Here is a 23351-nt window from a genome sequence, read left to right as displayed (position 1 = left end):
GCTGACATGACGACTCACATTCAACGTTCCGCCCTGCTGCCGTATCCGGCACAAGCGCTGTACGACCTGGTCAACGACGTGGTGCGATATCCGGAGTTCTTGCCCTGGTGCTCGTCTGCCGAGGTTCTGGAGAGCTCTGCCGAACACATGCGCGCCAGTGTTGGCGTGGCGAAGGGCGGGCTCAGGCAGCATTTCGTGACGCGCAATACGCTGGTGCCCGGGCAGTCCATCGAGATGAACCTGGAAGAAGGTCCGTTCAATCAGCTGCACGGCGTCTGGGTTTTCAAGCCGTTGGGCGAAAAGGCCTGCAAGATCAGCCTTGATCTGTCGTTTGATTATGCGGGGCCGATCGTTCGCGCGACGTTGGGGCCGCTGTTCAATCAGGCCGCCAATACCCTGGTGGACGCGTTCTGCCAGCGTGCCAAGCAAATGCATGGTTGAGGCCTTGATCGACGTCGAAGTGGTATATGCCGCCATTGATCGGCAGCTGTTGCTGGCCGTGAGCGTGTCGCCGGGGCTGACTGTGCGCGAAGTTGTGCGGCGCTCCGGGGTTGGCCAGGCGTTTCCCGAGCTGAATCTTGAGGAGTACCCCGTAGGAATCTTCGGCAAGGTGATCGCCGACCCGAATAGCCGGCTCGTTGTGGCGGGTGACCGGATCGAGATCTACCGGCCGTTGCTGGCGGATCCGAAAGAAGTCCGGCGACTGCGTGCAGCGAAAGCGGCAGAGGCCAAGGCGCGTAACCTCTAACCGACGAACAGCAGGCAATAAAAAACCCGGCATGCCGGGTTTTTTAATGCGTCGCAAATTATTGCGGCGAGGTGTCCAGAGGCTCTGGAGTCGGGACCGGAACGGTTTCTACACCATCCACGTCCTTCTGGATCTGATCCAGCAACGAACCTGGCTTCACCGGTTTTTCCGGTTTCGGCTGCTCGACGTTCTCCGCAGGAGCGGTCACGTTAGTGCCACTATCCTGGCCGAGAATAGCTTCGTCTCGGCTGACACCCGGCATGAAATCACCGGAAAGGCTGACAAGTTGGTCATTTGGGTTGAAGATAACGCTAATGCGTTCCTGTTGGCGTTCACCGCCACCGGGTTGCAGGCTGTACAGATAATCCCAGCGATCGGCATGGAACGTGTCAGTCAGCAGAGGGTTGCCCATGATAAACCGTACTTGCCGACGGGTCATTCCCGGGCGTAACTGGTCTATCATGTCCTGCGTGACGACATTGCCCTGCTGGATGTCGATTTTGTAAACCCCGGGGAATGAACAACCGGCGAGTGCGAGCAGTCCCACAAAGGTGAAACTGGTTAGCAAGAGCTTGGTGTTTTGCATCGGTGGGCGACTTCCACTATCTTGGCTGGGACAACGTAAACGCCGATCATACCCGCATTAAGAGAAGCTGCGAAGCAGCATCGCGAGAAAGCTGACCATGGTTGAAAATAGCGAACTACGCAAAGCCGGCCTCAAAGTGACCCTTCCACGGGTCAAGATTCTGCAAATGCTCGATTCCGCCGAGCAACGCCACATGAGTGCCGAGGACGTCTACAAGGCGCTGATGGAGGCTGGTGAGGACGTCGGTCTGGCCACGGTTTACCGTGTACTGACCCAGTTCGAGGCAGCTGGCCTTGTGGTGCGGCACAACTTCGACGGAGGCCATGCGGTCTTCGAGCTGGACGACGGCAAGCATCACGACCATATGGTCAACGTCGAAACCAGCGAAGTGATCGAATTCTTCGACGAAGAGATCGAGCGCCTGCAGAAAGCCATCGTCGACAAGTATGGCTTTGAGATGGTTGATCACAATCTTGTGCTGTACGTACGCAAGAAAAAGTAAGCATGTCGCGTGAACCTACGGTTCGCGAAACGAGCGAAGGCGACCCCAGGGTCGCCTTCGTGCTTTGTGCTGCTTGTATGGGTTTGCAAACGGTTCCTGGCGGAGCGGCCGCAGGGTTCGCTTTAATTTTTTGCGGTAACCACCATCTTTTTCGCGTGAGCGAGAGATTCCTTGGTGAGATCGATGCCTCCGAGCATCCGCGCCACTTCTTCCACTCGATCATTCTTGCTCAGCTTGGACACGGCCGTACGGGTTGCGTCCTCCCCGCGGACCTTGTGCACAAATAGATGTTGATGACCCTGTGCGGCTACCTGCGGCAAGTGAGTTACCGTCAGCACCTGACCACGCTCGCCGAGACGGCGCAGCAACTGGCCGACGATTTCTGCGGTGGGGCCGCCGATGCCAACGTCCACTTCGTCGAACACCAGGGTAGGCACTCGTGAGGTCTGGGCGGTGATGACCTGAATGGCCAGGCTTATGCGCGACAACTCACCGCCGGACGCGACTTTCGCCAAGGCCTTGAGCGGTTGGCCGGGGTTGGCGCTGACCAGTAGTTCGACCTGCTCCAGCCCGTTAGGCAGCAGTTCATCGCTGCTGTTGGGCCGCAGTTCGATGCTGAAGCGCCCGCCAGGCATGCCCAGGCGCTGGATTTCCTGCTCCACCGCACTGGCCAGGCTGCCAGCCGCCTGACGGCGCAGGTCACTCAGGTCGCGGGCCTTCTCGTGATAATGCCGCGCGTACGACGCAAGCTCATCACTCAAGCGCTCGATGGATTCATCGTTGGCGTTCAACGTCTCGATTTCATCCAGCAGTCTCTGCTGCATTTCCGCAACTTCGGTCGGCTGGATCCGGTGCTTGCGTGCCATGGTGTAGATCGCATCCAGGCGCTCTTCCAGGTATTGCAGGCGCGCCGGGTCGGCATCGAAGTTGTCGAGAAAGCGGTTCAATTCGCCCACGGCCTCTTCGACTTGAATCTGCGCACTGGTCAACAAGCTGCTGGCTTCGCCCAGGGCGCCGATGGAGTTATTCACGCTCGATAGTCGATTGAGGCTGGCAGTCAGCGCGTTCAAGACATTTCCTGAATCGCTTTCGCTGCATTGCTCAACGACCTGGCGGCAGATGCCCAGGAGTGTCTCGGCGTTGGTCAGGTTCTTGTGCTCCTGCTCCAGCTGCTCCAGCTCGTTTTCACCAAGGCCAAGGTTTTCCAGCTCTTCCAATTGGTAGCTGAGCAATTGATGGCGGGCGCGCTGTTCGTCCCCGGAGTTGGAGAGGCGGTCCAGCTCGTGGCGGGTCTGGCGCCAGCGCTGGGCGGCCAGCTGAACGTGGCGGGACAGGTCGGTTGCGCCAGCATATTCGTCGAGTAGGCGGCGATGAGTATCGGTCTTGAGCAGGGACTGGTGTTCGTGCTGGCTGTGGATATCTATCAGCAGTTCGCCAAGGGACTTGAGGTCGCCAAGGGGGCAGGGCGTGCCATTGATATAGCCACGGGAGCGACCCTCGGCGGTAATCACCCGGCGCAGGATGCACGGCCCGTCGCTTTCGAGGTCGCGCTCGGCCAGCCAGGCGCTGGCTTCCGGAATGTCGACCAGATCAAAGGTGGCCAGGATATCGGCCTTGTCTGCGCCGGGGCGCACCACTCCGCTGTCAGCGCGATCGCCCAGGGTCAGGCCCAGGGCGTCGAGCATGATCGACTTGCCGGCGCCGGTTTCCCCTGTGATAACGCTCATCCCGCGATCGAGTTCCAGATCGAGATGTTCAACGATGGCGTAGTTGTGTACAGACAGGTGCACCAGCATAAGGGCCGCTCCCAGGTGTTAGGTCTGGTTATTTATACAGTGTTTTCATTCTGGCTGACAATGCCCTCGCTTAGCTCGTTTTGCTTGATCCGACGAAACCCTTAGTCCTGTCGGAATCAAAATGCAGCTGTTTTTTGTAGGGTTAATTCGCTTCGCCCCTTGAAGCCTGTTTCTGCGGCCCCATATAGCTGGGCAGAAGCGCGAGTTGAGCTCGCGGACGTAATTGAAAGGAGAAATCTATGGCTGACGAACAGACAGTGGATACGCAAAATCCAGACGCCAATCAGGCGCCCGAGACTTCGGGCGATGACCTGGCGACCCGTGTACAAGTGCTCGAAGAGCAACTGGCAGGCGCGCAGGATCAGGCTTTGCGTGTAGCCGCCGATCTGCAGAACGTCCGCCGTCGCGCCGAGCAGGATGTAGAAAAGGCTCATAAATTCGCCCTGGAAAAATTCGCCAGCGACCTGCTGCCGATTATCGACAGCCTGGAGCGTGGCCTGGAGTTGTCCAGCCCGGACGACGAAAGCATCCGTCCAATGCGCGAAGGCATCGAGCTAACCCTGAAAATGTTCCAGGACACCCTGAAGCGTTATCAGCTGGAAGCGATCGACCCGCATGGCGAACCGTTCAACGCCGTTCATCATCAGGCGATGGCCATGCAGGAAAGCGCCGATGTAGAGCCGAACAGCGTGCTCAAGGTGTTTCAGAAGGGCTACCAGCTCAACGGTCGTCTGCTGCGCCCGGCCATGGTCGTGGTCAGCAAGGCACCTGCGCCAGTTTCGCCTTCTATTGATGAGCAGGCTTGAAATTAGCCGCAAGGCCCCCATTTAGAAGTCAAGCGTTTAAGTGCTACCGCAGTTAGCCACCACTGCTGCGGCAACCAAATCCAAAGTTTCGGGAGAGTTAACATGGGCAAAATTATCGGTATCGACCTGGGGACTACCAACTCCTGCGTCTCCGTGCTTGAAAACGGCGTAGCCAAAGTTATTGAAAATGCTGAAGGCGCGCGCACCACGCCGTCGATCATCGCTTACGCCAACGATGGCGAGATCCTGGTTGGCCAGTCCGCCAAGCGCCAGGCAGTGACCAATCCGCACAACACCCTGTATGCGGTGAAGCGTCTGATCGGTCGCAAGTTCGACGAAGAAGTCGTTCAGAAAGACATCAAGATGGTCCCTTACAAAATCGCCAAGGCTGACAACGGCGATGCGTGGGTAGAAGTGAACGGCCAGAAAATGTCGCCGCCACAAATCTCGGCTGAAATTCTGAAGAAAATGAAGAAGACCGCCGAAGACTACCTCGGCGAGCCAGTGACTGAAGCGGTGATCACCGTTCCGGCCTACTTCAACGACAGCCAGCGTCAGGCCACCAAAGACGCCGGCCGCATCGCGGGCCTGGACGTTAAACGTATCATCAACGAACCAACCGCAGCCGCTCTGGCTTACGGTATGGACAAGGCCAAGGGCGATCACACCGTGATCGTTTACGACTTGGGCGGCGGTACTTTCGACGTTTCCGTGATCGAGATCGCTGAAGTTGATGGCGAGCATCAGTTCGAAGTACTGGCCACCAACGGTGACACGTTCCTGGGCGGTGAAGACTTTGACATTCGTCTGATCGACTACCTCGTTGACGAATTCAAGAAAGAAAGCGGCATGAACCTCAAGGGTGACCCGCTGGCCATGCAGCGCCTGAAAGAAGCCGCTGAGAAAGCCAAGATCGAACTGTCTTCGAGCAATTCGACCGACGTCAACCTGCCGTACATCACTGCAGACGCTACCGGTCCTAAGCACTTGAACGTGAAAATCTCCCGCGCCAAGCTGGAAGCGCTGGTAGAAGACCTGGTTCAACGCACTATCGAGCCATGCCGCATCGCTCTGAAAGACTCCGGTATCGACGTTGGCGCGATCAACGACGTGATCCTGGTTGGCGGTCAGACCCGTATGCCACTGGTTCAGAAGCTGGTTACCGAATTCTTCGGTAAAGAAGCTCGTAAAGACGTGAACCCGGACGAAGCCGTTGCCATGGGTGCTGCTATCCAGGGCGCAGTATTGGCCGGTGATGTGAAAGACGTTCTGCTGCTCGACGTCAGCCCGCTGACCCTCGGTATCGAAACCATGGGTGGCGTGATGACTGCGCTGATCGAGAAAAACACCACGATTCCTACCAAGAAATCGCAAGTGTTCTCGACTGCCGACGACAACCAGGGCGCAGTGACCATTCACGTGCTGCAAGGTGAGCGTAAGCAGGCCGCACAGAACAAGTCCCTGGGCAAGTTCGACCTGGCCGAGATTCCACCAGCACCACGTGGCGTGCCACAAATTGAAGTGACCTTCGACATCGACGCCAACGGCATCCTGCACGTAGGCGCCAAGGACAAGGCCACTGGCAAGACTCAGTCGATCGTGATCAAGGCTAACTCGGGTCTGTCCGAGGAAGAGATTCAGCAGATGATTCGCGATGCTGAAACCAATGCCGACGCAGATCGTCAGTTCGAAGAATTGGCCGCTGCCCGCAACCAAGGTGATGCACTGGTGCACTCGACTCGCAAAATGGTCGCTGATGCTGGCGACAAAGTGAGCGCTGAAGAGAAGACTGCAATCGAAGCTGCTGTGGTAGCCCTGGAAGCCGCTGTCAAAGGCGACGACAAGGCTGCTATCGAAGCCAAGGTTGAAGAGCTGTCGAAAGTCTCCGCTCCAGTGGCGCAGAAGATGTACGCCGAACAGGCCCAGCCTGCTGAAGGCGCTGCACCGCAGGACGAAAAGGCTGAGAAGGCTGATGACGTCGTCGACGCCGAGTTCGAAGAAGTCAAAGACAACAAGTAAGTTGTTGGTCGCCCGGTTGACTGCCTTAAGGCGGTGACTGGTAGGATGTCGCCGCGCGGGAGCCTGCTCCCGCGTTGGCGTGTCTGGAGTACGAGAATTTTTACAGCATGCGACAGCGTTCGCGTGTTGGTGGTATGGCCGAGGATGCTCCTGCTTTTCGTGCCGAAAGTACCGCAATGAATCAAAGACCAGGATCGTTGAATTGACGTGAGTTGGGTCCGGGCCTGTATTGGGGCTCAACGAGTTTGGCAAGGCTCAGGAGAGGTTTGCCGGACGTCCTCAAGAGTGCAAAGACTTATGGCAAAGCGTGACTATTACGAAGTGTTGGGTGTTGAGCGTGGCTCAAGCGAAGCAGACCTGAAGAAGGCCTACCGCCGCCTGGCAATGAAGCATCACCCGGACCGTAATCCCGATGACAAAGCATCGGAAGAGATGTTCAAGGAGGCCAACGAGGCCTACGAAGTGCTGTCCGATTCCAGCAAGCGCGCGGCTTACGACCAGTACGGTCATGCCGGAGTCGATCCGAGCATGGGTGGCGGTGGCGCCGGTTTCGGTGGCCAGAATTTCTCCGATATCTTTGGTGACGTGTTCAGTGACTTCTTCGGTGGCGGTCGCGGCGGTGCTCGTGGCGGCGCCCAGCGCGGCAGCGACTTGCGCTACACGCTGGAGCTGAACCTGGAAGAAGCGGTGCGCGGTACCACCGTGAATATCCGCGTTCCGACGTTGGTCAACTGCAAGCCGTGCGATGGCTCGGGTGCCAAGAAGGGTTCGGCGCCTGTTACCTGCCCGACCTGTGGCGGCATTGGCCAAGTGCGTATGCAGCAAGGCTTCTTCTCGGTGCAGCAGACCTGCCCGCGTTGCCATGGCCAGGGCAAGATCATTTCCGACCCGTGCGATTCCTGCCACGGCGAAGGCCGTATCGAAGAGTACAAGACCCTGTCGGTCAAAGTGCCAGCTGGGGTTGATACCGGTGACCGCATTCGCCTGTCCGGCGAAGGCGAGGCGGGTGCCCAGGGCGGCCCGACCGGCGATCTGTATGTGGTGATCAACGTGCGCGAGCACGCGATCTTCCAGCGCGACGGCAAGCACCTGTTCTGTGAAGTGCCAATCAGTTTCGTTGACGCGGCACTGGGCGGCGAGCTGGAGATTCCGACCCTTGATGGTCGGGTCAAGCTGAAGATTCCCGAGGGTACCCAGACCGGCAAGCAATTCCGTGTTCGCGGCAAAGGCGTTGCGCCGGTGCGCGGCGGCGGTGCGGGTGACCTGATGTGTCGCGTGGCGGTAGAAACCCCGGTGAACCTGGGTCGTCGTCAGCGCGAGTTACTGGAAGAGTTCCGCAGTTCGCTGGCGGACGACAACAGCCATTCGCCGAAAACCACCGGCTGGTTCGAAGGCGTGAAGCGCTTCTTCGGCGATTTGTAAGGAGACAGGCATGCGACGTATTGCAGTGATGGGCGCCGCCGGGCGCATGGGCAAAACCCTGATAGAAGCCGTGCAGCAAACTCCGGGCGCAGGCCTGACTGCGGCGGTGGATCGTCCCGACAGCACGCTGGTCGGTGCCGATGCCGGTGAACTGGCAGCGCTGGGTCGGATTGGCGTGCCGTTGTCCGGTGACCTCGCGCGGGTTGCCGACGAGTTCGACGTGCTGATCGATTTCACTCATCCGACAGTGACCCTGAAGAATCTCGCCTTCTGCCGCAAACACGGCAAGGCGATGATCATTGGTACGACGGGTTTCAGTGTTGAAGAAAAGCAGCTGCTGGCCGAGGCTGGCAAGGACATCCCGATTGTCTTCGCCGCCAACTTCAGCGTCGGCGTCAACCTGTGCCTGAAGCTGCTCGACACGGCTGCCCGGGTACTGGGTGATGATGTCGATATCGAAATCACCGAAGCTCATCACCGGCACAAGGTCGACGCGCCGTCAGGCACTGCCGTGCGCATGGGCGAAGTGATTGCCGATGCCCTCGGTCGTGATCTGAAGAAGGTCGCGGTTTATGGTCGTGAAGGTCAGACCGGCGCTCGCGAGCGCGAGACCATCGGTTTCGCCACTGTTCGCGCCGGTGACATCGTCGGTGATCACACCGTGCTGTTCGCCGCTGACGGTGAGCGAGTCGAGATCACCCACAAGGCGTCCAGTCGCATGACCTTCGCCAAGGGAGCGGTACGTGCCGCATTGTGGCTGGACGGGCGTGAGCCTGGTCTCTACGACATGCAAGACGTGCTCGACCTGCGTTAAGATGCACCCGAAACCGGGCTCGCGCGCAGCGTTTGAGCCCGGTTTTACTCCGCCAAGCGACGTCCTGTCGCATTCTCCGGCCTTTAAGGCTCATTGGCGGTAGACCAAAAATGCCTTTTTCTGTAAGCTACAGCTTTAGTGTGTTCACTAAAAGCGCGCAGAATAATTCAGTGAATGAGCGGGGTGACGTGTCCATACGTCACTCCGCTTTTTTACACCTGCGATCGCCCTTTCAGGCTTTATTTACGGGAGGTCTTCTTGACTAAGCCAGCCATACTCGCCCTTGCTGATGGCAGCATTTTTCGCGGCGAAGCAATTGGAGCCGACGGTCAAACCGTTGGTGAGGTGGTGTTCAATACCGCCATGACCGGCTATCAGGAAATCCTTACCGATCCTTCCTACGCCCAACAGATCGTTACCCTGACCTACCCGCACATCGGCAACACCGGCACCACGCCGGAAGATGCCGAGTCCGACCGCGTCTGGTCCGCTGGCCTGGTCATCCGTGACTTGCCACTGGTTGCGAGCAACTGGCGCAACACGATGTCCCTGGCCGATTACCTGAAAGCCAACAATGTCGTGGCCATCGCCGGTATCGACACCCGTCGCCTGACCCGTATCCTGCGTGAGAAAGGTGCACAGAACGGCTGCATCATGGCCGGCGACAACATCTCCGAAGAAGCCGCCATTGCCGCTGCCCAGGGCTTCCCTGGCCTGAAGGGCATGGACCTGGCGAAAGTCGTCAGCACCAAAGAGCAGTACGAATGGCGCTCGACTGTCTGGGACCTGAAAACCGACAGCCACGCCACCATCGACGCTTCCGAGCTGCCATACCACGTGGTTGCCTACGACTACGGCGTGAAGCTGAACATCCTGCGCATGCTGGTCGAGCGCGGTTGCCGCGTGACCGTGGTGCCGGCCCAGACCCCTGCTGCCGATGTACTGGCGCTGAAGCCGGATGGCGTGTTCCTGTCCAACGGCCCGGGCGATCCGGAGCCATGCGACTACGCGATCCAGGCGATCAAGGACGTGCTGGAAACCGAGATTCCGGTATTCGGTATCTGCCTCGGTCACCAGCTGCTGGCCCTGGCCTCCGGCGCCAAGACCCTGAAAATGGGCCACGGCCACCACGGTGCCAACCACCCGGTGCAGGACCTGGATAGCGGCGTAGTGATGATCACCAGCCAGAACCACGGTTTTGCGGTAGACGAAGCGACCCTGCCAGCCAACGTGCGCGCGATCCACAAATCGCTGTTCGACGGCACCCTGCAAGGCATCGAGCGTACCGACAAGAGCGCCTTCAGCTTCCAGGGTCACCCGGAAGCCAGCCCTGGCCCGAACGACGTAGCGCCATTGTTCGATCGCTTCATCAACGAGATGGCCAAGCGACGTTAATCGCTGGCACTGATGCAGCAAAGCTTGAGGGTGGTCCCGACACCGGCGACCCCCTCAAGGCTTCACAGATTGAACAAGACGGCTTGCCGACTGACCTGCGGATTTGAGTGACAAACCCATGCCAAAACGTACAGACATAAAAAGCATCCTGATTCTCGGCGCTGGCCCGATCGTTATCGGCCAGGCTTGCGAATTCGACTACTCCGGCGCCCAGGCCTGCAAAGCCCTGCGCGAGGAGGGCTACCGCGTCATCCTGGTGAACTCCAACCCGGCGACCATCATGACCGACCCGGACATGGCCGACGCCACGTACATCGAGCCGATCAAGTGGCAGACCGTTGCCAAGATCATCGAGAAAGAGCGTCCAGACGCGCTGCTGCCAACCATGGGTGGCCAGACCGCCCTGAACTGCGCCCTGGACCTGGAGCGCGAAGGCGTCCTGGAGAAGTTCGGCGTAGAGATGATCGGTGCCAACGCTGACACCATCGACAAGGCCGAAGACCGTTCGCGCTTTGACAAGGCGATGAAATCCATCGGCCTGGACTGCCCGCGCTCGGGTATCGCCCACAGCATGGAAGAAGCCAACGCAGTGCTCGAGAAGCTCGGCTTCCCGTGCATCATCCGTCCGTCCTTCACCATGGGCGGCACGGGTGGCGGTATCGCTTACAACCGTGAAGAGTTCGAAGAAATCTGCGCCCGTGGCCTGGACCTGTCGCCGACCAAAGAGCTGCTGATCGACGAATCCCTGATCGGCTGGAAAGAGTACGAGATGGAGGTTGTCCGCGATAAGAAGGACAACTGCATCATCGTCTGCTCCATCGAAAACTTCGACCCGATGGGCGTGCACACCGGTGACTCGATCACCGTTGCTCCGGCACAGACCCTGACGGACAAGGAATACCAGATCATGCGTAACGCCTCCCTGGCGGTACTGCGTGAGATCGGCGTGGAAACCGGCGGTTCCAACGTCCAGTTCGGCATCTGCCCGGACACTGGTCGCATGGTCGTCATCGAGATGAACCCGCGCGTATCCCGTTCCTCGGCCCTGGCCTCGAAAGCCACTGGTTTCCCGATTGCGCGTATCGCTGCCAAGCTGGCGATCGGCTACACCCTGGACGAATTGCAGAACGAAATCACCGGCGGCGCCACCCCGGCGTCCTTCGAGCCGTCGATCGACTACGTCGTCACCAAGCTGCCACGCTTCGCCTTCGAGAAATTCCCGAAAGCCGACGCACGCCTGACCACTCAAATGAAGTCGGTGGGTGAAGTCATGGCCATTGGCCGGACTTTCCAGGAGTCCCTGCAGAAAGCCTTGCGCGGTCTGGAAGTGGGCGTTTGCGGCCTGGACGAGAAGCTCGACCTGAGCAATCCGGAAAGCATGAGCATCCTCAAGCGCGAGCTGACCGTGCCGGGTGCCGAGCGCATCTGGTACGTGGCTGACGCCTTCCGTGCCGGCCTGTCGGTCGAAGACATCTTCGGCATGAACATGATCGACCCGTGGTTCCTGGTGCAGATCGAAGACCTGATCAAGGACGAAGAGAAGGTCAAGACCCTGGGTCTGGCCAGCATCGACCGCGACCTGATGTACAAGCTCAAGCGCAAAGGCTTCTCCGACATGCGTCTGGCCAAGCTGCTGGGCGTCACCGAAAAAGCTCTGCGCCGTCACCGTCACAAGCTCGAAATCTTCCCGGTCTACAAGCGCGTTGACACCTGCGCGGCCGAGTTCGCCACCGACACCGCCTACATGTACTCGACTTACGAGGAAGAGTGCGAAGCTGCACCGTCGGGCCGCGACAAGATCATGATCCTCGGCGGCGGTCCTAACCGTATCGGCCAGGGCATCGAGTTCGACTACTGCTGCGTACACGCGGCACTGGCCCTGCGCGAAGACGGTTACGAGACCATCATGGTCAACTGCAACCCGGAAACCGTTTCCACCGACTACGACACCTCCGATCGCCTGTACTTCGAACCAGTGACCCTGGAAGACGTGCTGGAAATCTGCCGGGTCGAGAAACCAAAAGGCGTGATCGTCCAGTACGGCGGCCAGACCCCGCTGAAACTCGCGCGTGCCCTGGAAGAAGCTGGCGTGCCGATCATCGGCACCAGCCCTGATGCCATCGACCGTGCCGAAGACCGCGAGCGCTTCCAGCAGATGGTCGAGCGCCTGAACCTGCGTCAGCCGCCAAACGCCACTGTGCGCAGCGAAGACGAAGCAATTCGTGCCGCAGCCAAGATCGGTTACCCGCTGGTGGTTCGTCCGTCCTACGTACTGGGCGGCCGCGCGATGGAAATCGTCTACGAAGAAGAAGAGCTCAAGCGCTACCTGCGTGACGCGGTGAAAGTGTCCAACGACAGCCCGGTGCTGCTCGACCACTTCCTCAACTGCGCCATCGAGATGGACGTGGATGCGGTTTGCGACGGCACCGACGTAGTAATCGGCGCGATCATGCAGCACATCGAGCAGGCCGGCGTTCACTCCGGTGACTCCGCGTGCTCCTTGCCGCCGTACTCGCTGCCTGCGCACATCCAGGACGAGATGCGCGAACAGGTCAAGAAAATGGCCCTGGAGCTCGGCGTTGTCGGCCTGATGAACGTGCAGTTGGCGCTGCAAGGCGAAGACATCTACGTCATCGAAGTCAACCCGCGTGCTTCCCGTACCGTACCGTTCGTGTCCAAGTGCATCGGTGTTTCCCTGGCCATGATCGCGGCTCGCGTGATGGCCGGTAAGACACTGAAGGAAATTGGCTTCACCAAGGAAATCATTCCTAACTTCTACAGCGTGAAAGAGGCGGTGTTCCCATTCGCCAAATTCCCTGGCGTGGACCCGATCCTGGGCCCAGAGATGAAGTCCACCGGTGAAGTGATGGGCGTGGGCGACACCTTCGGCGAAGCGTTTGCCAAGGCCCAGATGGGCGCCAGCGAAGTGCTGCCGACCGGCGGTACCGCGTTCATCAGCGTGCGTGATGACGATAAGCCACTGGTTGCAGGCGTGGCTCGTGATCTGATCAACTTGGGCTTCGAAGTGGTCGCCACTGCCGGTACTGCCAAGCTGATCGAAGCCGCAGGCCTGAAAGTGCGTCGTGTGAACAAGGTGACCGAAGGTCGTCCGCACGTGGTCGACATGATCAAGAATGACGAAGTCACGCTGATCATCAACACCACCGAAGGCCGTCAGTCGATCGCCGACTCGTACTCCATTCGTCGTAATGCCTTGCAGCACAAGATCTACTGCACCACCACCATTGCTGCTGGCGAAGCCATCTGCGAAGCGCTGAAGTTCGGTCCCGAGAAGACTGTGCGCCGCTTGCAGGATCTACACGCAGGATTGAAGGCATGATCAAGTACCCAATGACTGTCCAGGGCGCGAAAGCCCTGGAAGAAGAACACACTCACCTGACCAAGGTCGTTCGTCCGAAGCTCAGCCAGGACATCGGGACGGCCCGCGAATTGGGTGACCTGAAGGAAAACGCCGAGTACCACGCTGCCCGCGAGCAGCAGGGCATGGTCGAGGCGCGGATTCGTGACATCGAAGGCCGGATTCAGAATCAGGTTATCATCGACGTCACCTCCATTCCTCATACTGGCAAAGTGATCTTCGGCACCACCGTTGAAATCGCCAACGTCGAGACGGATGAGCGCGTCACTTACCACATCGTTGGTGAAGACGAAGCTGACTTCAAGCTCGGCAAGATTTCGGTCGGTTCGCCACTGGCCCGCGCCTTGATTGCCAAGGAAGAGGGTGACGTGGTTGCCGTGAAGACGCCGGGTGGCGTTATCGAGTATGAGATTGTCGAAGTTCGCCACATCTGATGAGCCAAGGCGCCCGCTTCGTGCGGGCGCCATGCTTTGGCAGCTGACCCAGATGTTATGGGTGGGCGGCCTGTGGCTGTTACATATCGGTCTGCTGCCGGTGCTGGGCGGGATTGGCTTGGCGCCGCTGCTGATCGACGAAATTGCAGGCATGCTCAATGCGCTGATGGTGGCATTTGCCGCAGCGTGTTTAATTTTTCAGGCTTTGGTGCTGGTTCAGGCCGAGGGCCTTGCCAGTCTATGGCGCGATATTCGCGGGCAACTGCTGTTGATGGCGTTGTATGCGTGCGGGATGTTCGTCGTAGCGCGTTTCGGTTGGCCGGATGCCGTGCGCTGGCAGGTGTTCAGCTATCTGGTCCTGGGGTTTTCGGGGCTGGTGTTGGTCCTGCAGCCGGTGCCAGGATGGAGTGGCAGGGTGCGCGAAGCACACCCTTGACCCTTGTCATCACGCGAAGCGATGGACGTTCGACAGCTGCTTGTTGACGCTGAAGTTCTTGCGGTAAATCAGTGCCATCTTGCCGATGACCTGAACCAGGTCCGCTTTGCCGGCCTTGCAAATTTCTGCAACGGTGGCCAGGCGGGATTCGCGATCGAGGATGTTGAGCTTGATTTTAATCAGCTCGTGATCCGCCAGCGCGCGTTCAAGTTCGGCTAACACACCTTCAGTCAAACCGTTGTCAGCCACAGTCAAAACTGGTTTCAGATGGTGGCCAATGGATTTGTATTGTTTCTTCTGCTCTGGTTTGAGCGGCATAATCTGACCCCTGCGTCTGATCTTGTAAAAAGCGGCGGCCAGTTTACCCGAGCGAGTCCGGGACCGCCCAGTTAATCACGACCCGTTTTATTTTAGAGGTGGCCCGTGGCCCGTTCCAAGACAAGCCTTAAGTGGCTGCAAAGACATGTCAATGATCCCTATGTGAAGCAGGCGCAGAAGGATGGCTACCGCTCGCGTGCGAGTTACAAGCTCCTGGAGGTCCAGGAGAAATATAAACTGATCCGTCCGGGGATGAGCGTTGTCGACCTGGGTGCGGCGCCCGGCGGCTGGTCGCAGGTCACCAGCCGGTTGATCGGCGGCCAGGGCCGTCTGATCGCCTCGGACATCCTGGAAATGGACAGCATCCCGGATGTGACTTTCATCCAGGGTGACTTCACCGAGGACAAGGTGCTCGCTGAGATTCTCGAAGCCGTGGGTAATTCGCAGGTGGACCTTGTGATTTCCGATATGGCCCCCAATATGAGTGGTACGCCCGAAGTGGATATGCCAAAAGCCATGTTCCTGTGTGAGCTGGCTCTTGATCTAGCGGCTCGGATACTCAAGCCGGGTGGTAATTTCGTGATCAAGGTGTTCCAGGGCGAAGGGTTTGATGCTTACGTGAAGGATGCTCGTCAGAAATTCGACAAGGTCCAGATGATCAAGCCGGACTCGTCCCGTGGCAGTTCCCGCGAGCAATATATGCTGGCTTGGGGCTATCGCGGCCGTAGCGAGTAAATCGACGTTTTTATGCGGGTCGATAGGATTTTCGTATTTCGCCCCGTGGGCAATAGCGAATATTGTGTAGAAAGTGTTTCACAAAGGGTTACAGACGGCGCCTGCCAGAGCCGTACGTAATGTAGTAAGTTAGGCCGGTGAATATCATGCGAAGCGCGCGCCATTAGCGGAGCTTGCTTCAGAGGGTAGTTAATTGAACGATATGGCAAAGAATCTGATCCTGTGGTTGATCATCGCGGCAGTCCTGGTGACGGTGATGAACAACTTCTCCAGCCCTAACGAGCCGCAGACCCTCAACTATTCCGACTTCATCCAGCAGGTCAAGGATGGCAAGGTCGAGCGCGTAGCCGTTGATGGTTATGTCATCACCGGCAAGCGCAGCGATGGCGACAGCTTCAAGACCATTCGTCCGGCAATCCAGGACAACGGTCTGATCGGTGACCTCGTGGACAACCACGTCGTAGTCGAAGGCAAGCAGCCTGAGCAGCAAAGCATCTGGACTCAACTCCTCGTGGCCAGCTTCCCGATCCTGGTGATCATCGCCGTGTTCATGTTCTTCATGCGCCAGATGCAGGGCGGCGCTGGGGGCAAGGGCGGGCCGATGAGCTTCGGCAAGAGCAAGGCTCGCCTGCTGTCCGAGGATCAGGTCAAGACCACGTTGGCTGACGTTGCCGGTTGTGACGAAGCCAAGGAAGAAGTCGGCGAACTGGTCGAATTCCTCCGTGATCCGGGCAAGTTCCAGCGCCTGGGTGGCCGCATTCCTCGCGGTGTGCTGATGGTCGGTCCTCCAGGTACCGGTAAAACCTTGCTGGCCAAGGCGATTGCCGGCGAAGCCAAGGTGCCGTTCTTTACCATTTCCGGCTCCGACTTCGTCGAGATGTTCGTCGGCGTGGGTGCGAGCCGTGTTCGTGACATGTTCGAGCAGGCCAAGAAGCATGCGCCTTGCATCATCTTCATCGATGAAATCGACGCCGTCGGTCGCCATCGTGGCGCCGGCATGGGTGGTGGTCACGACGAGCGCGAGCAGACTCTCAACCAGTTGCTGGTAGAGATGGACGGCTTCGAAATGAATGACGGCATCATCGTGATTGCCGCAACCAACCGTCCGGACGTACTGGACCCTGCGTTGTTGCGTCCGGGTCGTTTTGACCGTCAGGTGGTGGTAGGCCTGCCGGACATTCGTGGTCGCGAGCAGATTCTCAAAGTGCACATGCGCAAAGTGCCAATGGGTGACGACGTCGCTCCTGCGGTCATTGCCCGTGGTACTCCTGGTTTCTCCGGTGCCGACCTGGCCAACCTGGTGAACGAAGCGTCGTTGTTCGCTGCCCGTACCGGCAAGCGCATCGTCGAAATGAAAGAATTCGAGCTGGCCAAGGACAAGATCATGATGGGCGCCGAGCGCAAATCCATGGTCATGTCCGAGAAAGAGAAACAAAACACCGCTTATCACGAAGCTGGCCACGCCATTGTCGGCCGTGTAGTGCCTGAGCACGATCCGGTCTACAAGGTCTCCATCATCCCGCGCGGTCGTGCGCTGGGTGTGACCATGTTCCTGCCGGAAGAAGATCGCTACAGCCTCTCCAAGCGTGCGTTGATCAGCCAGATCTGCTCACTGTACGGCGGTCGTATCGCTGAAGAAATGACCTTGGGCTTCGACGGAGTGACCACCGGCGCTTCCAACGACATCATGCGTGCCAGCCAAATTGCGCGAAACATGGTGACCAAGTGGGGCCTTTCGGAAAAACTCGGTCCGTTGATGTATGCCGAAGAAGAGGGTGAAGTGTTCCTCGGTCGCGGCGGTGGCGGTCAGAGTGCTAGCTTCTCTGGTGAAACGGCCAAGCTGATCGACTCCGAAGTTCGCAGCATCATTGACCAGTGCTACGGCACCGCCAAGCAGATCCTCACGGATAACCGTGACAAGCTCGACGCGATGGCTGATGCCCTGATGAAGTACGAGACGATCGATGCTGATCAGATTGACGACATCATGGCGGGTCGTACGCCTCGCGAGCCTCGCGACTGGTCGGGTGGTACAGGCACTTCCGGTACTCCTCCGGCAGTGCAGGATCCGCGCCCGGAAACACCGATCGGCGGTCCTGCTGCTGACGTTTAAGGTTTGAAATGACTTCTGTTCAGTCCTCGACCCGGTTGCCTTGCGGCAACCGGGTTCTTGATTTGGCCCATACGCATGTCATGGGCATTCTCAATGTTACTCCCGACTCCTTTTCCGACGGTGGCCGATACAGCCAGCTCGATGCGGCCTTGCGCCACGCTGAGGCGATGGTGGTGGCCGGCGCGACGCTGATCGATGTCGGTGGTGAATCCACCCGGCCGGGTGCCAGGGCGGTTTCTCCTCTCGAGGAGATCGAGCGCGTAGCGCCTATCGTCGAGCGCATCAACAGCGAGCTCGATGTCATCATCTCGGTGGATACTTCCACTCCGGCAGTCATGCGCGAAACTGCGCGACTGGGGGCGGGGTTGATCAATGATGTGCGCTCGCTGCGCCGTGAAGGTGCCCTGGATGCTGCTGCTGCTACCGGCCTGCCCGTGTGCCTGATGCATATGCTGGGTGAGCCTGGCGACATGCAGGATGATCCGCATTACCAGGATGTCACCCGGGAGGTCGGCGAGTTTCTTGCCGAACGGATGGCCCAGTGTGCACTGGTTGGAATTCCAGCTGAGCGGGTCATCCTGGATCCGGGATTCGGTTTCGCCAAAACCCTGCAGCACAATCTAAGCTTGTTCAAGCACATGGAAGCTTTGCATGCCTTGGGGCGCCCACTGTTGGTAGGGGTTTCGCGCAAGAGCATGATCGGTCACGCCTTGAATCGTCCGGTCGGGGAGCGCCTTTATGGCGGTCTTGCGCTTGCGGCCCTGGCGTGCGCCAAGGGAGCGCGTATATTGCGCGTCCATGATGTAGCCGAAACAATTGATGTCGTGCGGATGATTGCCGCCGTTGAAACAGCCGAATAAGAGTGATGGAGCAACTTATGACTAAGAAATACTTTGGTACCGACGGCATTCGCGGTCGAGTCGGCGAATACCCTATTACCCCCGATTTCATGCTCAAGCTCGGCTGGGCGGCGGGCATGGCGTTCCGCAAGATGGGCGCCTGCAAGGTGCTGGTGGGCAAGGACACGCGCATTTCCGGGTACATGTTTGAATCGGCGCTGGAGGCTGGCCTGACGTCGGCCGGAGCCGATGTGATGCTGCTGGGGCCGATGCCAACGCCCGCCATTGCCTATCTGACGCGTACGTTCCATGCGGAAGCCGGGATCGTGATCAGTGCCTCGCACAACCCTCACGATGACAACGGCATCAAATTTTTCTCCGGCAAGGGCACCAAGCTCCCGGATGAAGTCGAGCTGATGATCGAAGAGCTGCTCGACACCCCGATGACTGTGGTTGAATCGAGCAAGATCGGCAAGGTTTCGCGTATCAACGATGCCTCGGGTCGTTATATCGAATTTTGCAAAAGCAGCGTGCCGACCGGTACCAGCTTCACTGGGCTGAAGATCGTGCTCGACTGCGCCCACGGCGCGACCTACAAAGTGGCTCCGAGCGTATTCCGTGAGCTGGGCGCCGAAGTCGTGGTGCTTTCCGCTCAGCCCAACGGTCTGAACATCAACGACAATTGCGGCTCGACCCATATGGGCCAGCTGCAGGCCGCAGTGCTGGCCGAGCACGCCGACCTGGGTATCGCCTTTGATGGCGATGGCGACCGGGTGCTGATGGTTGATCACACCGGTGCCATTGTTGACGGTGACGAGCTGCTCTATATCATTGCTCGCGACCTGCATGAGCGCGACAAGCTGCAGGGCGGCGTAGTCGGCACCTTGATGAGTAACCTGGGGCTGGAACTGGCCCTGGCCGACTTGTCCATTCCTTTTGTGCGGGCCAACGTCGGCGATCGGTACGTCATCGCTGACCTGTTGGAGCGCAACTGGCTGGTGGGTGGCGAAAATTCCGGGCATATCGTCTGCTTCAGCCACACCACTACCGGTGACGCAATCATTGCCGCGTTGCAGGTGCTGATGGCGCTCAAGACTCGCTCCGAAGGTCTCGCCCAAGCACGTCAAGCGTTGCGCAAGTGCCCTCAGGTGCTGATCAATGTGCGTTTTGGCGGCGGTGCCAACCCGCTTGAGCATCCGGCTGTCAAAGAGGCCAGTCAGCGTGTAACTGATGCCATGGCGGGTCGTGGGCGTGTGCTGTTGCGCAAGTCCGGTACCGAGCCGCTAGTGCGTGTAATGGTCGAAGGCGAGGACGAAACCCAGGTTCGCGGCTATGCGGAAGAGCTGGCAAAGCTGGTTACTGAAGTTTCTGCCTGAATTCGGCTTGCCAGCCTTGATTGTGTTGGGTAACATCTGCGCCCACTTTGACCGACGAGGTACAGCATGCGTCGCCCTATGGTAGCTGGTAACTGGAAGATGCACGGTACCCGCGCCAGCGTCGCTGAGCTGATCAAAGGCTTGGGTAATCTGGCCTTGCCGAGCGGTGTTGATGTTGCGGTATTCCCGTCTTTCCTGCATATCAATCAAGTGATTGATGGTCTGGAAAGCAAGTCGATCAAGGTCGGCGCGCAGAACGCTGCGGTGGAATCCAAGCAAGGTGCGTTGACCGGTGAGATTGCACCGAGTCAGCTGGCTGATGAAGGTTGCTCCCTGGTGCTCGTCGGGCATTCCGAGCGGCGCCAGATCATCGGCGAGAGTGATGAAACACTCATTCGCAAGTTTGCAGCGGCACAGGCATGTGGCTTGATTCCGGTGTTGTGTATAGGGGAAACCCTTGAGCAGCGCGAGGCCGGTAAAACGCTTGAGGTTGTCGGGCATCAGCTGGGCAGCGTCATAGCGAAGCTGGGTGTCGAAGTATTTGCAAAGGCAGTAATCGCTTACGAGCCGGTCTGGGCCATTGGCACCGGGCTGACTGCTTCGCCGCAACAGGCGCAGGATGTGCACGCAGCCATCCGCGCGCAGTTGGCGGCAGAAAATTCTGAAGTCGCACAAGGTGTGCGGCTTCTATACGGCGGCAGCGTGAAGGCGGCCAATGCGGTCGAACTGTTCGGCATGCCGGATATCGATGGGGGGCTCATTGGTGGAGCTTCCCTGAATGCAGATGAGTTCGGTGCGATCATTCGCGCCGCGGGAAACTGAAAAAATGCTGGAAACAGTCGTAGTCGTTTTTCATCTGCTGGGTGCATTGGGCGTAGTTGCTCTGGTTTTGCTGCAGCAGGGTAAAGGTGCGGATGCTGGCGCGTCTTTCGGAGCAGGTGCTTCAAATACTGTGTTCGGAAGCCAAGGTTCCTCTACCTTTCTTAGTAAGTTTACTGCTATACTTGCCGCAGGTTTCTTCATAACCAGCTTAGGGTTAGGTTACTTTGCTAAAGAGAAAGCTCACCAGCTGACTCAAGTAGGTTTGCCAAATCCAGCAGTGTTGGAAGTGCCAAAGCAACAACCGGCTTCTGATGATGTACCGGTGCTTCAAGAGCAAAAGTCGGCTACTCCAGCGACTGACGTGCCTCCAGCTCAAGAGCAGAAGTAAGAAGGGTTTCAAACGTAGTATTGCCGAGGTGGTGGAATTGGTAGACACGCAACCTTGAGGTGGTTGTGCCCATAGGGTGTAGGGGTTCGAGTCCCCTTCTCGGTACCAATTATCAGGAGAGCCCGCTGTTGCGGGCTTTCTTGTAGGTGGAAGGTTACATTGACCCTGCAAGGGATCGGTCGTATACTTCCGCCCCAGCTTTGTCGCGGGGTGGAGCAGTCTGGTAGCTCGTCGGGCTCATAACCCGAAGGTCGTCGGTTCAAATCCGGCCCCCGCAACCAGTTTAAGGAGCCCCTTTTAAGGGGCTTTTTGTTAGCTGGACACTTTCAACGCCGCTGTTCGACGGCGTTTCAAGGATGGGCGTTTCGCCCATTTTTTTATTTTGCACAGCATGCACATACATGCACGAGGGGGTTCAGGTGTCGAGCAAGCTAGAAGAGTTGCAGGCCTTGCTGGCCCCGGTGGTCGTGGCCCTAGGCTATGAATGCTGGGGTATTGAGTTTTCGGCTCAAGGTCGCCACTCAATGTTGCGCGTTTATATCGATAAAGAGGGCGGTGTGCTGGTGGACGACTGTGCCATTGTCAGCCGTCAGATCAGTGGTGTCCTGGACGTTGAAGATCCAATCGCCGTTGAGTACACCCTCGAAGTTTCCTCGCCTGGCATGGAACGCCCGCTGTTCACTCTTGAGCAGTTTGCAAAATTTGCCGGTGAACAAGTGAAGATCAAGCTGCGCTCGCCTTTTGAAGGCCGACGCAACTTTCAGGGCCTTCTGCGCGGTGCAGAAGAGCAGGACGTCGTGGTGCAGGTAGAAGACCATGAGTTCCTGTTGCCGATCGATATGATCGACAAGGCCAACATTATTCCCAGTTTTGACTGAGACGCGGATCCCGCGGATCCAAGGGCTTGCGAAAGGCGAGGCGTACGATGAGCAAAGAAGTACTGCTGGTTGTTGAGTCGGTATCCAATGAAAAGGGCGTACCGGCAAACGTAATTTTTGAAGCGCTGGAGCTGGCCCTGGCCACTGCTACCAAGAAGCGTTTCGAGGACGAAGTCGATCTGCGTGTGGAAATCAATCGCCACACGGGTGCCTACGAGACTTTCCGTCGCTGGACGGTAGTCGAGGAAGCGGACCTGGACGATCCGGCTATCGAAACCTGGCCGAGCAAGGTTGCTGAAACGCATCCTGGTGCTCAGGTCGGTGACGTAGTCGAAGAAAAGATCGAGTCCATCGAGTTCGGCCGTATTGCTGCACAGACTGCGAAGCAGGTCATTGTGCAGAAAGTTCGCGAAGCCGAGCGCGCTCAAGTCGTTGATGCTTATCGCGAGCGCCTGGGGGAAATCATCTCCGGCACCGTGAAGAAAGTCACCCGCGATAACGTGATCGTCGACCTGGGCAACAACGCAGAAGCGTTGCTCGCTCGTGAAGACATCATCTCCCGCGAAACTTTCCGGGTTGGCGTGCGCCTGCGTGCGCTGCTCAAGGAAATCCGCACCGAGAACCGCGGCCCGCAGCTGATCCTGTCGCGTACCGCGCCGGAAATGCTGATCGAGTTGTTCCGCATCGAAGTGCCGGAAATCGCCGAAGGCCTGATCGAAGTCATGGCTGCGTCCCGCGACCCGGGTTCGCGCGCCAAGATCGCGGTCCGTTCCAAGGACAAACGCATCGACCCGCAGGGCGCTTGCATCGGTATGCGCGGTTCGCGCGTCCAGGCAGTGTCGGGCGAGTTGGGCGGTGAGCGTGTGGATATCGTCCTATGGGATGACAACCCGGCTCAGTTCGTGATCAACGCCATGTCCCCGGCTGAGGTTGCGGCAATTATCGTTGACGAAGATGCCCATGCAATGGACATCGCCGTTGGCGCAGACAATCTGGCTCAGGCCATCGGTCGCGGAGGTCAGAACGTGCGTCTGGCCAGCCAGTTGACTGGCTGGACCCTGAACGTGATGACCGAATCGGACATCCAGGCTAAGCAGCAAGCAGAAACCGGCGACATCCTGCGCAACTTCATCGACGAGCTGGAAGTCGACGAAGACCTGGCACAGGTGCTGGTAGATGAAGGTTTCACCAGCCTGGAAGAGATTGCCTACGTACCGTTGGAAGAAATGCTCAACATCGACGGCTTTGACGAAGAAACCGTCAACGAGCTTCGCGCTCGTGCCAAGGATCGTTTGTTGACCAAAGCCATCGCTACTGAGGAAAAGCTGGCAGACGCCCATCCGGCCGAAGACCTGCTCTCGCTTGAGGGTATGGACAAGGATTTGGCGATGGAACTGGCGGTGCGCGGCGTAATTACCCGCGAAGACCTGGCCGAGCAGTCTATTGACGATCTGCTCGACATCGACGGCATTGACGATGATCGTGCCGGCAAGTTGATCATGGCCGCCCGAGCCCATTGGTTCGAGTAATTAGGCGCGGCCTGAG

22 protein-coding genes and 2 tRNA genes are annotated in these 23351 nt (G+C 58.4%); 21 read left to right on the top strand and 3 right to left on the bottom strand.

The features are described from left to right. Nucleotides 1–6: 6 nt before the first annotated feature. Nucleotides 7–441, top strand: a complete 435-nt coding sequence (locus tag ORL50_RS12890; protein ID WP_266015219.1) for a type II toxin-antitoxin system RatA family toxin — start codon at nucleotides 7–9, stop codon at nucleotides 439–441. Then, nucleotides 434–748, top strand: a complete 315-nt coding sequence (locus tag ORL50_RS12885; RefSeq protein ID WP_266015217.1) for an RnfH family protein — start codon at nucleotides 434–436, stop codon at nucleotides 746–748. Before ORL50_RS12890 ends, ORL50_RS12885 begins: the two co-directional genes overlap by 8 nt. A 58-nt stretch (nucleotides 749–806) precedes the next feature. On the opposite strand, the gene ORL50_RS12880 is transcribed toward ORL50_RS12885, so the two are convergent. Further along, entirely contained in the window at nucleotides 807–1334 is a 528-nt protein-coding gene (locus tag ORL50_RS12880) for an outer membrane protein assembly factor BamE (RefSeq protein ID WP_266015215.1), read from the bottom strand. Nucleotides 1335–1431: 97 nt separating this feature from the next. Between ORL50_RS12880 and fur the strand changes: the two genes are divergently transcribed. After that, nucleotides 1432–1836, top strand: a complete 405-nt coding sequence (gene fur, locus ORL50_RS12875) for a ferric iron uptake transcriptional regulator (protein ID WP_003197684.1) — start codon at nucleotides 1432–1434, stop codon at nucleotides 1834–1836. Between the two features lie 122 nt (nucleotides 1837–1958). Here the strand turns inward: fur and recN are convergent, their stop codons facing one another. Next, on the bottom strand, nucleotides 1959–3632 hold the full coding sequence (gene recN, locus ORL50_RS12870; protein ID WP_266015192.1) for a DNA repair protein RecN: 1674 nt from the start codon (nucleotides 3630–3632) through the stop codon (nucleotides 1959–1961). 239 nt (nucleotides 3633–3871) lie between these two features. Between recN and grpE the strand changes: the two genes are divergently transcribed. The 8 genes from grpE (at nucleotide 3872) to ORL50_RS12830 (ending at nucleotide 14337) form a co-directional block, all read left to right on the top strand. After that, complete coding sequence (grpE, locus tag ORL50_RS12865; protein WP_266015190.1) at nucleotides 3872–4438, top strand: nucleotide exchange factor GrpE; 567 nt, start codon at nucleotides 3872–3874, stop codon at nucleotides 4436–4438. A 102-nt stretch (nucleotides 4439–4540) separates the two neighbouring features. Then, nucleotides 4541–6457, top strand: coding sequence for a molecular chaperone DnaK (gene dnaK / locus ORL50_RS12860; protein WP_266015188.1), 1917 nt, complete (start codon nucleotides 4541–4543; stop codon nucleotides 6455–6457). Between the two features lie 297 nt (nucleotides 6458–6754). After that, nucleotides 6755–7879 carry a molecular chaperone DnaJ gene (dnaJ, locus tag ORL50_RS12855; RefSeq protein ID WP_266015186.1) on the top strand — a complete coding sequence of 375 codons (1125 nt, stop codon included), beginning with the start codon at nucleotides 6755–6757 and terminating at the stop codon, nucleotides 7877–7879. Between the two features lie 10 nt (nucleotides 7880–7889). Beyond that, nucleotides 7890–8693 (top strand): 4-hydroxy-tetrahydrodipicolinate reductase, encoded by an 804-nt coding sequence (dapB, locus tag ORL50_RS12850; protein ID WP_045060051.1) that lies wholly within the window; start codon nucleotides 7890–7892, stop codon nucleotides 8691–8693. A gap of 258 nt (nucleotides 8694–8951) precedes the next feature. Further along, on the top strand, nucleotides 8952–10088 hold the full coding sequence (gene carA / locus ORL50_RS12845) for a glutamine-hydrolyzing carbamoyl-phosphate synthase small subunit (protein ID WP_266015183.1): 1137 nt from the start codon (nucleotides 8952–8954) through the stop codon (nucleotides 10086–10088). A 118-nt stretch (nucleotides 10089–10206) separates the two neighbouring features. Continuing rightward, nucleotides 10207–13428, top strand: a complete 3222-nt coding sequence (gene carB / locus ORL50_RS12840) for a carbamoyl-phosphate synthase large subunit (protein WP_017336466.1) — start codon at nucleotides 10207–10209, stop codon at nucleotides 13426–13428. Further along, a complete protein-coding gene (gene greA / locus ORL50_RS12835; RefSeq protein WP_266015180.1) occupies nucleotides 13425–13901 on the top strand; it encodes a transcription elongation factor GreA in 477 nt (158 codons plus the stop codon). The genes carB and greA overlap by 4 nt, the downstream gene beginning before the upstream one ends. Before the next feature lie 31 nt (nucleotides 13902–13932). Then, complete coding sequence (locus tag ORL50_RS12830) at nucleotides 13933–14337, top strand: MFS transporter (RefSeq protein ID WP_266015178.1); 405 nt, start codon at nucleotides 13933–13935, stop codon at nucleotides 14335–14337. Nucleotides 14338–14346: 9 nt separating this feature from the next. Here the strand turns inward: ORL50_RS12830 and ORL50_RS12825 are convergent, their stop codons facing one another. Further along, nucleotides 14347–14655 carry a YhbY family RNA-binding protein gene (locus tag ORL50_RS12825; protein WP_054050049.1) on the bottom strand — a complete coding sequence of 103 codons (309 nt, stop codon included), beginning with the start codon at nucleotides 14653–14655 and terminating at the stop codon, nucleotides 14347–14349. 105 nt (nucleotides 14656–14760) lie between these two features. Between ORL50_RS12825 and rlmE the strand changes: the two genes are divergently transcribed. The 10 genes from rlmE (at nucleotide 14761) to nusA (ending at nucleotide 23335) form a co-directional block, all read left to right on the top strand. Beyond that, complete coding sequence (gene rlmE / locus ORL50_RS12820; RefSeq protein WP_266015173.1) at nucleotides 14761–15390, top strand: 23S rRNA (uridine(2552)-2'-O)-methyltransferase RlmE; 630 nt, start codon at nucleotides 14761–14763, stop codon at nucleotides 15388–15390. A gap of 202 nt (nucleotides 15391–15592) precedes the next feature. Next, complete coding sequence (gene ftsH, locus ORL50_RS12815) at nucleotides 15593–17503, top strand: ATP-dependent zinc metalloprotease FtsH (protein WP_266015171.1); 1911 nt, start codon at nucleotides 15593–15595, stop codon at nucleotides 17501–17503. A gap of 8 nt (nucleotides 17504–17511) precedes the next feature. Further along, on the top strand, nucleotides 17512–18363 hold the full coding sequence (gene folP, locus ORL50_RS12810; RefSeq protein ID WP_266015168.1) for a dihydropteroate synthase: 852 nt from the start codon (nucleotides 17512–17514) through the stop codon (nucleotides 18361–18363). A 17-nt stretch (nucleotides 18364–18380) separates the two neighbouring features. Then, complete coding sequence (glmM, locus tag ORL50_RS12805) at nucleotides 18381–19718, top strand: phosphoglucosamine mutase (RefSeq protein ID WP_266015166.1); 1338 nt, start codon at nucleotides 18381–18383, stop codon at nucleotides 19716–19718. Nucleotides 19719–19784: 66 nt separating this feature from the next. Then, entirely contained in the window at nucleotides 19785–20540 is a 756-nt protein-coding gene (gene tpiA / locus ORL50_RS12800) for a triose-phosphate isomerase (protein WP_266015164.1), read from the top strand. 4 nt (nucleotides 20541–20544) lie between these two features. Beyond that, nucleotides 20545–20928, top strand: a complete 384-nt coding sequence (gene secG, locus ORL50_RS12795) for a preprotein translocase subunit SecG (protein WP_017336473.1) — start codon at nucleotides 20545–20547, stop codon at nucleotides 20926–20928. 22 nt (nucleotides 20929–20950) lie between these two features. Further along, nucleotides 20951–21036, top strand: a tRNA-Leu gene (locus ORL50_RS12790). Between the two features lie 96 nt (nucleotides 21037–21132). Next, nucleotides 21133–21209, top strand: a tRNA-Met gene (locus ORL50_RS12785). A 138-nt stretch (nucleotides 21210–21347) separates the two neighbouring features. Further along, entirely contained in the window at nucleotides 21348–21806 is a 459-nt protein-coding gene (gene rimP, locus ORL50_RS12780) for a ribosome maturation factor RimP (RefSeq protein WP_266015395.1), read from the top strand. A 47-nt stretch (nucleotides 21807–21853) separates the two neighbouring features. Next, nucleotides 21854–23335 carry a transcription termination factor NusA gene (gene nusA, locus ORL50_RS12775; RefSeq protein WP_008024459.1) on the top strand — a complete coding sequence of 494 codons (1482 nt, stop codon included), beginning with the start codon at nucleotides 21854–21856 and terminating at the stop codon, nucleotides 23333–23335. The last annotated feature ends 16 nt before the right edge of the window (nucleotides 23336–23351 follow it).

Source organism: Pseudomonas sp. RIT-562 (genome assembly GCF_026241895.1).
Taxonomy (GTDB): Bacteria; Pseudomonadota; Gammaproteobacteria; order Pseudomonadales; family Pseudomonadaceae; genus Aquipseudomonas; species Aquipseudomonas mandelii_F.
This window is presented reverse-complemented; position numbering and strand designations above follow the sequence as displayed.

Bases quoted from the DNA above. Each gene is read 5' to 3' on its own strand.
- folP (WP_266015168.1), top strand. From the start codon at position 17,512: ATGACTTCTGTTCAGTCCTCGACCCGGTTGCCTTGCGGCAACCGGGTT.
- dapB (WP_045060051.1), top strand. From the start codon at position 7,890: ATGCGACGTATTGCAGTGATGGGCGCCGCCGGGCGCATGGGCAAAACC.
- carB (WP_017336466.1), top strand. From the start codon at position 10,207: ATGCCAAAACGTACAGACATAAAAAGCATCCTGATTCTCGGCGCTGGC.
- secG (WP_017336473.1), top strand. From the start codon at position 20,545: ATGCTGGAAACAGTCGTAGTCGTTTTTCATCTGCTGGGTGCATTGGGC.
- glmM (WP_266015166.1), top strand. From the start codon at position 18,381: ATGACTAAGAAATACTTTGGTACCGACGGCATTCGCGGTCGAGTCGGC.
- grpE (WP_266015190.1), top strand. From the start codon at position 3,872: ATGGCTGACGAACAGACAGTGGATACGCAAAATCCAGACGCCAATCAG.
- ORL50_RS12890 (WP_266015219.1), top strand. From the start codon at position 7: ATGACGACTCACATTCAACGTTCCGCCCTGCTGCCGTATCCGGCACAA.
- greA (WP_266015180.1), top strand. From the start codon at position 13,425: ATGATCAAGTACCCAATGACTGTCCAGGGCGCGAAAGCCCTGGAAGAA.
- ORL50_RS12830 (WP_266015178.1), top strand. From the start codon at position 13,933: ATGCTTTGGCAGCTGACCCAGATGTTATGGGTGGGCGGCCTGTGGCTG.
- recN (WP_266015192.1), bottom strand. From the start codon at position 3,632: ATGCTGGTGCACCTGTCTGTACACAACTACGCCATCGTTGAACATCTC.
- ORL50_RS12825 (WP_054050049.1), bottom strand. From the start codon at position 14,655: ATGCCGCTCAAACCAGAGCAGAAGAAACAATACAAATCCATTGGCCAC.
- nusA (WP_008024459.1), top strand. From the start codon at position 21,854: ATGAGCAAAGAAGTACTGCTGGTTGTTGAGTCGGTATCCAATGAAAAG.
- dnaJ (WP_266015186.1), top strand. From the start codon at position 6,755: ATGGCAAAGCGTGACTATTACGAAGTGTTGGGTGTTGAGCGTGGCTCA.
- ORL50_RS12885 (WP_266015217.1), top strand. From the start codon at position 434: ATGGTTGAGGCCTTGATCGACGTCGAAGTGGTATATGCCGCCATTGAT.
- dnaK (WP_266015188.1), top strand. From the start codon at position 4,541: ATGGGCAAAATTATCGGTATCGACCTGGGGACTACCAACTCCTGCGTC.
- ftsH (WP_266015171.1), top strand. From the start codon at position 15,593: ATGGCAAAGAATCTGATCCTGTGGTTGATCATCGCGGCAGTCCTGGTG.
- tpiA (WP_266015164.1), top strand. From the start codon at position 19,785: ATGCGTCGCCCTATGGTAGCTGGTAACTGGAAGATGCACGGTACCCGC.
- fur (WP_003197684.1), top strand. From the start codon at position 1,432: ATGGTTGAAAATAGCGAACTACGCAAAGCCGGCCTCAAAGTGACCCTT.
- ORL50_RS12880 (WP_266015215.1), bottom strand. From the start codon at position 1,334: ATGCAAAACACCAAGCTCTTGCTAACCAGTTTCACCTTTGTGGGACTG.